Origin of the sequence: Marinimicrobium sp. ARAG 43.8 (assembly GCF_050113635.1) — a bacterium.
GTDB lineage: Bacteria > Pseudomonadota > Gammaproteobacteria > Pseudomonadales > Cellvibrionaceae > Marinimicrobium.
Genome location: NZ_JBNJLT010000015.1, coordinates 1 through 13227 on the forward strand (window position 1 = coordinate 1; position 13227 = coordinate 13227).

Annotated in this window: 15 protein-coding genes and 1 tRNA gene; 3 read left to right on the forward strand and 13 right to left on the reverse strand. The window is 55.2% G+C overall.

From position 1 onward, the window contains the following. Positions 1 to 148 precede the first annotated feature (148 nt). The 12 genes from ACQCLF_RS15675 to queA all read right to left on the reverse strand — a co-directional run bounded on the left by ACQCLF_RS15675 (position 149) and on the right by queA (position 11438). Positions 149 to 538 (reverse strand): VOC family protein, encoded by a 390-nt coding sequence (locus tag ACQCLF_RS15675; RefSeq protein ID WP_426988981.1) that lies wholly within the window; start codon positions 536 to 538, stop codon positions 149 to 151. A 103-nt stretch (positions 539 to 641) separates the two neighbouring features. After that, positions 642 to 1031 carry a hypothetical protein gene (locus tag ACQCLF_RS15680; protein ID WP_426988983.1) on the reverse strand — a complete coding sequence of 130 codons (390 nt, stop codon included), beginning with the start codon at positions 1029 to 1031 and terminating at the stop codon, positions 642 to 644. A gap of 80 nt (positions 1032 to 1111) precedes the next feature. Next, a complete protein-coding gene (locus tag ACQCLF_RS15685; protein ID WP_426988985.1) occupies positions 1112 to 1477 on the reverse strand; it encodes a hypothetical protein in 366 nt (121 codons plus the stop codon). Between the two features lie 103 nt (positions 1478 to 1580). Beyond that, positions 1581 to 1988, reverse strand: coding sequence for a VOC family protein (locus ACQCLF_RS15690; protein ID WP_426988987.1), 408 nt, complete (start codon positions 1986 to 1988; stop codon positions 1581 to 1583). A 90-nt stretch (positions 1989 to 2078) separates the two neighbouring features. Continuing rightward, positions 2079 to 2564 carry a hypothetical protein gene (locus tag ACQCLF_RS15695; RefSeq protein WP_426988989.1) on the reverse strand — a complete coding sequence of 162 codons (486 nt, stop codon included), beginning with the start codon at positions 2562 to 2564 and terminating at the stop codon, positions 2079 to 2081. Positions 2565 to 2652: 88 nt separating this feature from the next. Beyond that, on the reverse strand, positions 2653 to 3042 hold the full coding sequence (locus ACQCLF_RS15700) for an SMI1/KNR4 family protein (protein ID WP_426988991.1): 390 nt from the start codon (positions 3040 to 3042) through the stop codon (positions 2653 to 2655). A gap of 105 nt (positions 3043 to 3147) precedes the next feature. Then, entirely contained in the window at positions 3148 to 3606 is a 459-nt protein-coding gene (locus ACQCLF_RS15705; protein ID WP_426988993.1) for a hypothetical protein, read from the reverse strand. Between the two features lie 324 nt (positions 3607 to 3930). Further along, positions 3931 to 5949, reverse strand: coding sequence for a PAS domain-containing hybrid sensor histidine kinase/response regulator (locus ACQCLF_RS15710; protein ID WP_426988995.1), 2019 nt, complete (start codon positions 5947 to 5949; stop codon positions 3931 to 3933). Positions 5950 to 6019: 70 nt separating this feature from the next. Beyond that, positions 6020 to 7183: a protein translocase subunit SecF gene (secF, locus tag ACQCLF_RS15715; protein WP_426988997.1), complete on the reverse strand. Its 1164-nt coding sequence runs from the start codon at positions 7181 to 7183 to the stop codon at positions 6020 to 6022. Between the two features lie 12 nt (positions 7184 to 7195). Then, positions 7196 to 9073: a protein translocase subunit SecD gene (gene secD / locus ACQCLF_RS15720; protein WP_426988999.1), complete on the reverse strand. Its 1878-nt coding sequence runs from the start codon at positions 9071 to 9073 to the stop codon at positions 7196 to 7198. Positions 9074 to 9224: 151 nt separating this feature from the next. Beyond that, positions 9225 to 10343 carry a tRNA guanosine(34) transglycosylase Tgt gene (gene tgt, locus ACQCLF_RS15725; protein WP_426989007.1) on the reverse strand — a complete coding sequence of 373 codons (1119 nt, stop codon included), beginning with the start codon at positions 10341 to 10343 and terminating at the stop codon, positions 9225 to 9227. Between the two features lie 15 nt (positions 10344 to 10358). After that, the gene (queA, locus tag ACQCLF_RS15730) at positions 10359 to 11438 is read right to left on the reverse strand and encodes a tRNA preQ1(34) S-adenosylmethionine ribosyltransferase-isomerase QueA (protein ID WP_426989009.1); all 1080 of its coding nucleotides are present in this window, start codon (positions 11436 to 11438) and stop codon (positions 10359 to 10361) included. 323 nt (positions 11439 to 11761) lie between these two features. Here queA and ACQCLF_RS15735 point away from each other — a divergent pair. The 3 genes from ACQCLF_RS15735 (at position 11762) to ACQCLF_RS15745 (ending at position 12758) form a co-directional block, all read left to right on the forward strand. Beyond that, positions 11762 to 11848: transfer RNA gene (locus ACQCLF_RS15735), tRNA-Leu, on the forward strand. 228 nt (positions 11849 to 12076) lie between these two features. Next, a complete protein-coding gene (locus tag ACQCLF_RS15740; protein WP_426989001.1) occupies positions 12077 to 12331 on the forward strand; it encodes a type II toxin-antitoxin system Phd/YefM family antitoxin in 255 nt (84 codons plus the stop codon). Between the two features lies 1 nt (position 12332). Continuing rightward, positions 12333 to 12758, forward strand: coding sequence for a type II toxin-antitoxin system VapC family toxin (locus ACQCLF_RS15745; RefSeq protein ID WP_426989003.1), 426 nt, complete (start codon positions 12333 to 12335; stop codon positions 12756 to 12758). On the opposite strand, the gene ACQCLF_RS15750 is transcribed toward ACQCLF_RS15745, so the two are convergent. Beyond that, on the reverse strand, positions 12755 to 13227 hold a 473-nt coding region (locus ACQCLF_RS15750), incomplete at its 5' end, for a hypothetical protein (RefSeq protein ID WP_426989005.1). The two genes, ACQCLF_RS15745 and ACQCLF_RS15750, sit on opposite strands and share 4 nt — an antisense overlap.

The following is a 13227-nucleotide window of genomic DNA, read 5'->3' on the forward strand; positions in this document are numbered from 1 at the left end:
GAGTGAGAAAAGATATTATTAGTGGAAAGAATTTCTTCACGTTTAAGGTTTCCTTTATTTGATTGCCTAACGCCCGCCATAAACGGCGCGAGGAACGAGCGTCCGGCGACCGTAGGGAGCGAATTTAATGGCTTGGTTATGCACTTTTCTACTCCTGGGGGTACACAATGAATGCTAACTTGTTTCCATCCGGGTCACGAACATAGGCTGCATAGAACCCCTCGGCATATTGAGGCCTATAGCCAGGCTCACCTTCCGAGCTGCCACCACAGCTCATAGCGATTTCATAGAGCCGGTCAACAACTTCCGGAGCGTGAAACTGGAAGGCCGTCATGACGCCGTTCCCGACGCTCGACGGATCTCCGTCAAAAGGATACCCAACGATGAACCTTGGAAAGTTCAGATCTTGAGTTTTTCCGTATGTGAAACATGATTCATCTTTCCAGCATACTTCGAAGTTCATTTCTTCAAAAAGCGGCTCATAAAACGCCAGTGCCTTTTCCAAGTTTCTTGTGCCTACCATCGTGTAAGCAATCATATGAACTTACCCCTATCGATTTTCTGCATAACGCCCGCAGCACGCGCGGCTTTGTAGTGAAGGCGAAGCCGCAACGGAAAAGCCGTCGCCGTGCCTGCGATTGTTAAGAGCTGAAGTACGCACCAGCCTTCCTATTAATAAAGAGATAGCTGATGATTACACATGACAGCACAACCCCAAACAACGCCAGTACTAGCTGCTGCCATACAAGGTAGGGGGCAACCAGCACCGATACTAGACTTAGAGCATAAAGCTGCCGTGAATATTGCCAGCGCTTAAGAATTAGCACGCCGACAACAGGCATGGCTAGGCCAACAGCTGCCGTGGGAAAACCTAACCCTCTTGACCAGAGCTCGGATGACTCCATTACCTCACCATTAACGGTTATCGGTATACCTGGGATTACAACAGCCAAAAAGAAGACGAAGCAGACCAAGGCATGCGCAGTTATGAATTTTAGCAGCGTCGGCATTTCTCGAAATGCTTGGTACATGATTGGCCTCTTAACGCCCGCCATAAACGGCCGAGTGAAACGAGGTCCGGCGACCGAAGGGAGCGAATTTAATGGCATGGTTATGAGTCTGATAGCTCAAAATGGAAAACCATGTAATATCGGTCAGATTCTGGAACGTTCTTGTTGAGATATAGCCATTTACTTAGTGCCCTCTTAGCGGCCTTACCAAACCTATTTTCTGTTTCGTACTCGACTTCTATACTTTTCGGAGTTGAGGCGGATTCTGAACGGTCAAGTGAAAAAGTAAGAACGGCACAACCGGGAACAGGTGATTGAGTCCCCTTATTTGGATACTCTGGAGCTACCCTAACCAAAGGATTATCAGCTTGGATGGCATTCAACGAGCTTACGTCTTCACAGCTAAGCTCACTAGCAACGCCCTTCCCCGCCATCATGAGAGAAAGTACTACAAGCAGTACCCTCATACTAGACTCCTTTGTACTCATAACGCCGCGCACACCGGCGCGAGCTTGCGAGCGTCCGGCAGCCGGAGGCTGCGTAGTGCTGCGCTTGGTTATGTGTTCCACGTTAATCCGATAGGTTGAGTTGCCAAGACACTCCGTACCTATCCTTCAGCCACCCAAACTTCTGGCTAAAGCCATAGTTATCCAAAGGCATCAGCTCCGAGCCGCCGTCGGCTAAGGCCCGAAAAGCCTCCTCGATTTCGTTCGAGGACTCACACTCGACATACAATGACATGGAGGGAGTAAAACTAAATTGGTGATCAAGGTGACTGTCCAGCGCCATTAACTCGGTTCCGTTTATCGTAAACCGGGCCATTTTGGTAGAACCTTCTGGTTCATACTCACCGGCTCCGTAGCGCTGAATATCGGTGATCTGTGAATCAGGAAATAAAGAAGTATAGAACCTGATTGCCTCCTCGGCTTTCCCGGCCTGCTCTCCGACAAACATGAGCGAAGTCGTGATGGATTTCATCTGCTCCTCCAATCCGATGGGTACACATAACGCCTTGGGTAAGCTGCCGGGACGGAGCGCAGCGTAGTACCGGTCAGCTTCACCCACTTGTTAGCACCAGCCAGCGGCATGACGGTGCTCGCTGGCGAACTGAATAGTTCGCAGCAGCGGAAACTGCTCTGGTATAGCAGCTTTGGCAATTTTCTTGCCTCCAATCCCGGCAACGATTTCTGCAAATAGCTCGGAGGTTGTCATTACTCGACCACCTGCCAGCGTCTTTACGTTCGCATTGCTGGCAAATCCGAGAAGTGCGATCTGCTCAATGTCTTTGGGTAAGCTCATGCCCTCAAACAGCGCGGGGATATGTTGCCGTCCGGCTTCAAACTTTTTGCCGTAACGCTGCTCACGTTTTGCCCATGAGTGCGCATCCATAGATGGCTCGATGTGAACCAGGTGTTGTTGCCCAGGATGAAAAGCCACCACATCAAGCTCGCACTCGTAGCCACCATTCGCACGAGGCCCAACCTGAATATTTCGGCGGACGAAATACCCTCTGTATTCATACCACTCAGCAACGAGCTGCTCGAGATGATTCATAAAGTGCTAACGCTTTTGTTTAGCGGCGCCCCGACAGGGCGTCCGGTGGAGGCCGCAGGCCGGAACGTACTACAACTACTGGTTATGACTAGAACCGGTTACGCTCAAGCCAAGTGACAAAATCTGGGGCATCCTCGGTGAACCGGTTTGTTTCATGATCCCACAAAAAGATTGCGGGCGAATCTCCGACTGACCAGCAGAAAAGATCCCCGCACCCATTGCTAGCAAACGCAACATAAGCCCGGCTATCAATGTACCTTTGGTTCTCTACCAGCTCCTGGGGCGGGAGGATTTCAGCACTAAACCTCAAGTCGTTTAAACCGCCCAATCTGACAAAATCACGGTACCAAGCTTTAAACTCGGTTTTCAGACCGAGTTCTGCTTGGTTGATCTGACTTTCGGTAGGTGCCGGATCGTCGAGCCGATATTTTTCGTTTTGGCTCAGGATGCTCTCAATCTGATGCATAGCTTTAGTCATAACGCCCTTTATTCAGCGGCGCGGCCACCAGGCCGCGTCCGGTGGAGGCCCGAAAGGGCCGGAACGGACTGAAATTACTTGTTAGCGCAGCGATCCGAATCATTACTAGTTTCCAATTAGATTGCAGTTCAGCCGCGAAAACTTGTTCTCCGCGTTTAGTTGCTGCTCTTCATCGTCATAGGATATATCACCAGTTCGATAGATGCCCTCGAGAGCCGATTCTTGAGCGGACTCATATATACGACCAAGCATAAAGTCTGGGGTAGGTCCCTGAAGCAAGAGGAGCAATATTGTGGGAGCTTCCTGTGAAAGATCTTCCTGCGCAATTTTTTGGTCCAGCAAAGCTGAAATAAAGGACTTACCTTGCTCGTAACCAAACCGAAACAATCTCTCTTGCTCGTCTGGCAGGCGCGCCTTATAAGCGAGTGAGCTACATTCAAACGCACTCCAAGTGGCTTTAGCCATTTGAGCGTACTCATTCGATGTCTGAGATAGGGCGGATACCGGAATGAGCAAAACTCCCGAGAGAGCAACGATCTTTAAAGTCAGACTATTTCTACTCATGTTGATGCTCCAGGTGGCGCTAACATTTGTATATCAAGCCAGCACGCTTTCCGCACAGCAAAGAAGAGGGTAAATGAGGGATAAGACTTTGAAAGTAAAGCATTTTTCCCGCTACTCCGTGCTACTCTGGATGTGTGAAAGTGTGCCGGCACGCTTTTCGCGGCTTCCGGGCACCGTTATTTCCGTATGCCTTTTGTAACCTTTTGATTTCCCTGAAGTTATGATTATATCGAGGGAGAAAACCGTGCTCTGTAAAGAGGCACGTGGCATCAAATGTTTTATTGATTTAAATACAATTGGCCGATTGGGTCAATAGCGGGTTGGCTACTCCGAGACCAGAAGCCGTTTGAGCGTGAGGACGAGGTGGTTAATTTCCACCGGTTTGGTGAGGTAGTCGAAGAAGCCGGCGTTTTTGCCGCGCTCTACGTCGTATGGCATGGCGTTGGCGGAGAGCCCGATGACGGGGATCTTCGCGGTCACCGGGTCGCGCTTCAGCACTGACAGTGCTTCGTAGCCGTCCATGCCCGGCAGGTTGATGTCCAGAATAATCACGTCCGGCAATTCACTGCGCGCTTTATAGATCCCCAGGAAGGCTTCTTCGGCGACTTCAAGGCTCAGTTTGGGGTAGCGGCTCACCACTTGTTGCATGAGGCGGATGTTGGAGGGGTTATCTTCCACGTATAGAATGCGGCGCGGCTGGTCGAGGACCAATGCTTCCGGCTCTTGATTGAATGCCTCCGGCTCTTCACTGGGAGGAGACACCAAGTCCTGGTTCCATTCGGTGGATAGCGGTAAGTCCATCCAGAATTCGGTGCCTTCGCCTTCACGGCTTTCGAAGGCGAGCTTGCCGCCCATCATTTCGACGAGCTGTTTGGTAATCACCAGGCCGACACCGGAGCCTTCAATTTTGGAGTATTCAGCACTCAAGCGATTGAAAGGTTGGAAGACTTCGTGCTGCCGATCCTCGGGAATGCCCTGCCCCGTATCGCTCACGCTAATACGCAGCCACTTGTCATCGAGTTTGATCAGTGTGACGTCAACGTCGCCGCCCACTTGATTGTATTTCACCGCATTACTGATCAAGTTCAGCAGCGCCTGTTTCAGCCGGGTGTTATCGGCCACGACATAGGTGCTTTCCAACTGGTTCATGCTGACTTGCAGCCGAATTCCGGAGGCGTCGGCAGGTGGCTGAATAAGCGTAAAGCATTCCGCGACGACCCGGGAAACCAGCACGGGCTCCAAGGAGAACGTCATGCGCCCGGACTCGATCTTGGCCAGGTCGAGTACGTCATTGATCAAGCGCAGCAAGTGTTCACCGGCTTTGCGGATTTCGCGCGCGTTGTCCACCTGGCTGACGGTGAGGTTGTGGTCGTACTGAAACAGTTGTGCATAGCCAAGAATGGCATTGAGCGGGGTGCGCAATTCGTGGCTCATGCTGGAGAGAAAGTCTGATTTGGCCTGATTGGCTTTTTCGGCGGTTTCCTTGGCTTGAACCACCCGTTCTTCGGCCCGCTTGATATCGGTGATATCCATATTGGTGCCGGACATTCTTACCGGACGGCCCTCGGCGTCGAAACTGGCTCGGCCACGCGCCCGAATCCAGCGGATATCCCCGTCTTTGCCAAAGATGCGGTATTCAATATCAAACGGTGCCCGCCCGGCCATATGGTCGGCGAGTGTTTGGTCGAATTTGGGCAGGTCCTGCGGGTGAATGTGCGAGCGCCACACTGAAAGACGATTTTGCCCGCGCATGACGACATCATCTTTCTCATGGTAACCGGCATGCTCCCAGCAGCGGTTGGAAAAATGAAAGCCCTGGCGGTCGGCATACCATTCCCAAATGCCGTCGTTGGAGGCCTGGATGATGCGTTTTTGGCGTGACTCGCTTTCACGCAAGGCGGCTTCGACGTTTTTCAGTTCGGTGATATCGAAGTTGACGCCGGAAATGTAAACCACACGGCCATACTCGTCGCGGATCGAGTTGGCGCGCACTTGCGTCCAGACGTAATCGTTATTTTTGGTGAGGATTCGGTAGGAGGTGTTCAGCGGTTCGCTGCTGCGCAAATGTTCGCGCACAGCGCCCAGCATGATCTCGCGATCTTCGGGATGGATGAAATCCGGCAACTGATGGGCATCGCTGACGCGCGCCATGTCCTCTTCGCCGTAGCCCAAGGATTCCCAGAAACCGCCGGACCAGTCGATGCTGTGGGCACTGAGGTCCCATTCCCAAAAGCCGTAGCCACTGCCGTTGAAAATGCGGCGATAGCGAGCCACCATGTCGCGAAGTTGGTGCAGATCCGCGCGTTCAATATCTTCATCACTGGCCGTGATACGGTTGGACATAGTGCGCTCGCTGTGTGTCCGACATCGGGTATCCGCGCGCCCATGCGGATACCCTGCCGAGCCGACGGGGCTACGGCATCATGTCTTCCTGTTCCTCCCCCTCTTTCTGAGGCGGCATCAGATCTTCTTTGGTCAGTTTCAAGGTAACCAGTATATTGGCAGAAACATAGATGGATGAGTAGGTACCGACCAGTACCCCCACCAGCAAGGCAAAGGCGAAGCCACGAATCAGTTCACCGCCAAAGACGTACAGGACCACCAGCACCAGAAGCGTCGTCATTGAGGTCAGCAACGTCCGCTCCAGCGTTTGCGTCAAAGAGGTATTGATGATCTCTTTGGGGCTGCCGCGCCGTATGATCCGGAAGTTCTCGCGAACCCGGTCAAACACAACAATGGTATCGTTCAAAGAATAGCCGATAACCGCGAGTACCGCCGCCAGTACGGTAAGGTCAAAGTCCATTCCCAGGAGAGAGAATACGCCGAGCACGATAATAACGTCGTGTACCAGTGCGACCACGCCACCCACGGAAAACTTGTACTGGAAGCGGATGGCGACATAGATCATTACCACGGCCAGCGCAAAGAGCAAACCCAGCCCGCCCTGATCTCTCAGTTCGTCACCGACCTGGGGGCCGACAAACTCACTGCGGCGCAGCTCAATACTCGCGCCCGTGGCTTCTTCCAACACTCCGATCAGGCTTTGGGTGTAGACGTTGTCCAGGGAGTTTTGAATGGACACGGTCACCCGGTCTCCCTCGGTTCCGAAGGCGGTATCCCCAAAGTAGCGCTGCGGGAACAGGTTCGCCCCACGCAGTTGATCTTCAGAAGCCCCGGAGATAACCAGAATCTCCGCAAAGCGGGTTTGGTTGCTCGGGGCATTGCGCTGCTCTTCCAACTGAACATCGCTGCCCAGTGCCGCCAGCCGCTCTTCCAGTTCTTCCAGTGCCCCTTCACGCAATGCGTCCTGGGTGCGAACGAGCACTTCGGAGTCCGAACCGAACAGTACGGCCACCGGGTTTTCCAGCCCTTCTTCAGCGAGCACAGAGCGGATGGTTGGCAGATCGGCGGGACGATCAAACCCGAGCTCTACTTGAGAGCCGCCTGTGAAGTCCAGGCCAAATTCAATACCGCGCACCGCCAGCGAGACAATGGAGACCAGCAGCAGCACGATGGAAATGGTGGCGCAGGTTTTGCGCCAGCCCATAAAGTTGATGACTTTTGATTCCGGTAGCATAGCGGCGCTCTCTTAAATCCAGATTTTCTTCAGGTTGCGGCGACGACCGTACACGAGGTTCGCCAGCGCCCGGGTGCCCATGATGGCGGTAAACATTGAGGTCAGGATACCAATCGACAACGTTACCGCGAACCCTTGTACCGGGCCGGTACCAATGGCGTACAGAATAATCGCCACCAGCAGCGTGGTGATGTTGGCATCGAGAATACTGACAAAGGCCCGCTCATAACCGCTGTATATCGCCGTTTGCGGAGAAGCACCGCCTTTGAGTTCCTCCCGGATCCTCGAGAAGATCAATACGTTGGCATCCACCGCCATACCGACGGTCAATACAATACCCGCGATACCCGGCAGGGTGAGTGTGGCGCCCAGCAGCGACATCACCGCCACCAGCAGCAGCACATTGGCCAGCAGCGCCAGGTTGGCAAAGATACCGAAGACGCGGTAGTACACCAGCATGAACGCCAACACCAGGCCCAGCCCGATCACTACCGACTTAAGACCGGTTTGAATGTTTTCCGCCCCGAGGGATGGGCCGATGGTGCGCTCTTCCACGAAATACATAGGCGCGGCCAGGGCACCGGCACGCAGCAACAGCGCAAGTTCCGAGGCTTCCGCCGGAGACTCCAGGCCGGTGATACGGAACTGTTTGCCCAGCGCGCTTTGGATGGTCGCCAGGCTGATGATTTCCCGCTCTACGTAATTTTCGCGAACTTCGACGCTCTCTCCAGCTTCATTGGTCTGGTGTTCGGTGCGGGTTTTGTGCTCAATAAACAGAACGCCCATACGCCGTCCGACGCTGTTGCGCGTCGCCCGGTGCATCTTGGTGCCGCCAAGGCCATCCAGGGTGATATTCACCTGCGGCATATTGGTTTCGGGGTCGAAGCTGCTGGTGGCGTTGGCGACGTGGTCACCCGTCAGGATAATTTGCCGTTCCAGCTCTGCCCCACCAAAGCGTTGACGATCTGTCTCGCTGCGGTAGGGAAACTCTTCTTTCATGGACACCAGGGTGTCCGACTGTGCCTCAAGCCGGAATTCCAGATTCGCGGTCTTGCCGATTACCCGCTTGGCTTCGGCGGTGTCCTGAACACCGGGCAACTGCACGATAATACGATTGCCACCCTGGCGCTGCACCACCGGCTCGGAGACCCCCAGTTCGTTCACCCGGTTACGCAGTGTCACCAGGTTTTGCCCCAGAGCATAGTCCTCGATTTCTGCGACGGCGGCTTCGCTCAATTGCGCCGTGAAGATAAATTCGTCCGAGCCCGATTCCGAGGTATTGAATAGAAGGTTGTCGTACTCCCCTCTTACCAGACCCAGCGCCTGATCGCGCAGCTCTTCGGTACGGAAGCGGCCCACAATGCTCTGGTCGTCGTTCACTTCCAGCGCGCTGTAGCGGATGCGCTCGCCGCGCAGTGTGGTTTTCATTTCATCGGCGGTAATGTTCTGCCGAGTCTCAATGGCAGAGGCCGTATCCACTTCCAACAGGAAGTGCACGCCCCCGGAGAGGTCGAGGCCGAGCCGCATGGGAGCGCCGCCCATGCTGACCAGCCAGTCTGGCGTCGTCGGTGCCAGGTTAAGCGCCACCACGTAATCTCCGCCCAACAGCTCTTGCAGTTCCCGGCGTGCGGTCATCTGGCCATCTTCGTGCGGCAAGCGCACCAGAACGCTGTTTTCTCCAAGCTCGGTAGAGAGGTATTCGATACCGGCTTGATCCAGTTCTCGCTCTACCCGCTCTCTCATTGCCTGATCAATCTGTGTCGCACCCGATTGACCGGAGATCTGAACAGCCGGGTCCGGCGCGTAAAGATTAGGGAGGGAATAGATAAACCCTAGGGCAATTACCCCAAGGATCAACAGGTATTTCCAGAGCGGATAGCGGTTCTGCATAAACGGTTCCGTGGCTTATTCGACGGTAGCGGATACGTACAAAGGCCCGGATTATACCGATTTCCCCCGGGACAACAATGAACGGGCCTGTAAAGGACACCGGACGGGATGAGAATCCGCCCGGTGGCGCAACGTTCAGGCCGACTTGTGGTTAGTTCGCCAAGGCCGGAACGGCCTGCCCGCGGGCCTGGTAGAAGTCGCTGACGAAGGCATCCAGCGCGTCGTCATCAAGGGCTTGGCGCAGGCCGGACATCAACAGTTGGTAATACCGCAGGTTATGAATGGTGCCCAACTGGGAGCCCAGAATTTCCCCGCATTTATCGAGATGGTGCAGATAGGCCCGGCTGAAGTTCTGGCAGGTGTAGCAGTCGCACTGCGGGTCCAGCGGGCCGGTGTCGTGCCGGTGCCGGGCATTGCGGATTTTAATCACGCCGTCGTGGGTAAAGAGGTGGCCGTTGCGGGCATTGCGGGTGGGCATCACGCAGTCGAACATATCCACGCCCCGACGCACGCCTTCCACCAGGTCTTCCGGTTTGCCGACACCCATCAGGTAGCGCGGCTTGTCTTTGGGCATGTGCGGTGTCAGGGCGCTGAGCACCCGCAGCATATCGTCCTTGGGCTCTCCCACAGATAGGCCGCCAATGGCGTAGCCATCAAAGCCGATGTCGGTCAGCCCCGCCAGCGACTCACGTCGCAAGTCTTCATACATACCGCCCTGCACAATGCCGAACAGCGCCGACGGGTTATCCCCGTGGGCGGTTTTCGAGCGGGCAGCCCAACGCAGGGACAGCTCCATCGAGCGCCGCGCCTCGTCCGGAGTGGCCGGGTAAGGCGTACACTCGTCGAAAATCATCACAATATCAGAGCCCAGATCCCGCTGAACCTGCATGGCCTCTTCAGGCCCCAGGAAAACCGGACTGCCATCAATGGGGGAACGAAAGGACACGCCCTCTTCGGTAATCTTGCGGATGTCCCCGAGGCTGAACACCTGAAAACCACCCGAGTCGGTCAGAATCGGGCCGGACCACTGCATAAAGTCATGCAAGTCGCCGTGGGCCTTGATGACGTCGGTACCGGGCCGGAGCATCAAGTGAAAGGTATTTCCGAGAATAATCTGTGCACCAATGCCTTCGATATCCCGTGGCAGCATGCCTTTGACCGTGCCGTAGGTTCCCACGGGCATAAACGCCGGGGTTTCCACCACGCCACGCGGAAAGGTCAACCGCCCGCGCCGGGCGTGACCGGACTCGCGGTCCAGCTCAAACTGCATAAAGGAAGACATTGCTCAAACCTCGGTGTCCGCGCCCACGGTCTCCTGCTCGGCCTTGGGGTTGCGGGTGATAAACATGGCGTCGCCATAGCTGAAAAAGCGGTACTGCTGAGCCACCGCTTCCCGGTAAGCTGCCATCGTATGAAGGTAACCGGCAAAGGCAGAGACCAGCATCATTAAGGTGGACTCGGGCAGGTGAAAGTTGGTGACCAGGGCATCTACGACTTTGAACGGGTAGCCGGGTGTAATGAAAATATCGGTTTCCCCCTGGTAGGCCGAGATACCCGCTCCCTCCGGCGCCTGCTGGGCCGCCGTTTCCAGGCATCGAACGCTGGTGGTGCCCACGGCAACCACACGCCCACCGGCCGCCCGGGTAGCCCGTACTTTCTCGGCCACCGCTTCACTCAGGTTCATGACTTCGCTGTGCATGGTGTGCTCGGCGATGTTGTCCACGCGTACCGGCTGAAAGGTGCCCGCTCCAACGTGCAGGGTCACAAAGGCGGTTTCCACGCCTTTGTCGCGAATTTGCGCCAGTAGCTCTTCGTCAAAATGCAGCCCCGCCGTGGGCGCAGCCACGGCGCCGGCATGGCGGCTGTACACCGTCTGGTAGCGCTCGCGGTCCAGTTCGGCATCGTCCCGCTCAATGTAGGGCGGCAACGGCGTGTGACCGAGCCGCTCCAGTATCGGCAGCACCCCCTCGCCGGGCGGAAAGTTCAGTTCAAACAGATCGCCGCGCCGACCAGTCACCGCCAGCAGCGTGTCACCATCAAGCACAATATGGCTACCGATCTTCGGCGATTTACTCGCGCGGGTGTGGGCCAGAACGCGAGTCTCACTAACGACTCTCTCGATCAGCACTTCCACCTTCCCGCCGGTGTCTTTGACACCGAACAGGCGGGCCGGAATCACGCGGGTATCGTTGAACACCATCAAATCGCCCGGGCGCAATGCCTCAAGCAATTCAGGGAACCGCCGATGCTCGCACTCGCCAGAGGGGCCGTCCAGGCACAGCAAGCGGCTGCCACGGCGTTCAGTAGCGGGTTCACGGGCAATCAACGATTCCGGTAAATCGTAGAAAAAGTCCTGGCGGCGCATAGGCATACAAAGAAACAGTGTGTATCGATCAGACGGGGTTCAAAGGCCGGCAAGGGTACCGGAAAAGCCTGAAAATGACCACCAGATCAAAGGCTTTTGCAAATCCTCGGTTGACGAACCTCCGCACACTGCTATAATCGCGCCCCGCACTAAAGCACAGAGCGGCTTACTACATAGTGCCAGAGTGGCGAAATTGGTAGACGACGTACAGGATGTACGAGTGTCGCGAAGGGCAGGAGCCCGAGAGCGACCGCAGGGCCAGTGCGAAGCGCTGGTAAAGACCTGAAACCCGCACTAAAGCCCATAGCGGCTTACTACATAGTGCCAGAGTGGCGAAATTGGTAGACGCAGGGGATTCAAAATCCCCCGCCCGCGAGGGTGTGCCGGTTCGAGTCCGGCCTCTGGTACCATCTCCTTTGAAACACGTCCTTCCTTATCCATGCAACCAATCATCCAAAGCTATTTGGACATCTTCAACAGATAAAAACTCCTGCTTCAAGCGCCCCCGCGTAAGGGTGGCTCCGAGCCATTGCAGCTTCAGATCTGCCGCACGGGAAGACTAAGAGTAGCACCCGCCACAAATTTGTAGTAACGTAGTCACATAAGCCGCCAAGCCGCATTAAAGTGGGAGGCCAGTCATGGATAAATCCACCGTTTCCAGCCGTGAACTGAATCAGGCGTTAAGCCGCATCAAGAAATCTTCGTTAAAAACTCCGATTATCATCACTGATCGGGGGCGCCCGTCTCACGTCATGATGAGTTACGCCGAATACCAACGGCTGACAGGCAAGAAAACCTCCATCGTGGAACGACTCTCATTGGCCACATCAGAGGAAGTCGATTTTGAGCCAGTTACCGCCCGGCTTGGCTTAAAGCCGGCGGAGCTGGACTAATATGTATCTGCTCGATACCAACATCATCTCAGAACTGCGCAAGGCAAGCAGCGGCCGTGCAGACTCCGGGGTCGTATGCTGGGCAGAAGGCGTCTCACCTGAACTGCTCCACCTATCGGCGATTTCCATCCTGGAACTGGAAATGGGGGTGCAGCGAATTGAACGACGTGACCGAGTGCAAGGTGTCACTCTTCGGCGCTGGCTCGAAGAGCAAGTATTGCCGGAGTTTCATGCACGCATCCTTCCCGTCGATGAATCCATCGCTCGCACCTGTGCGCACTTGCACACTCCCGACCCACAACCTGAGCGAGATGCGCTGATTGCCGCGACCGCAATGGTTCACCAAATGACATTAGTGACTCGCAACAGCAAAGATTTTGAGAGCACTGGCGTCGGGTTATTGAACCCCTTTTCGACAGCCGACTAATTAATCTCCTCCACCGTGAACTTCGCCAAGTCGGTATGCTCGTCCTCTTGATTTCTTACCCGAATCGCGGTTTCTGATCGAGGGATACCGGGGGCAATGTCGAGGTAGAGCGGATTATCGCCATCCGCCATCTTCTCAAACACGTCCAACATCTCGTCTTCGTCGAAATGGATGATAAACAGATAGTTTTCACTGTGGAAACTCATGCGCTTGGGTAACGGCCTGGGCGTCGCGGCGTCTTCTTCACTGAGGGGGTAGCGCAAGTGATAGAGTTCGCCGTTGATGTAATTAATCGTTCCCGGCGAGTCCGGCCCTACCATCCGGAAAAACTTGGGCTGCCAATGGTAGTGGGTGCGCATCCGCCCCCATTTGTCGAACGGGATTCCTTCGGTTTCGAGGCGTTTACGTTCTTCTGGTGTCAGAAATATCCCCAACGCTTTCTCGAAATACTGCTCTCTCGGCTTGGGGT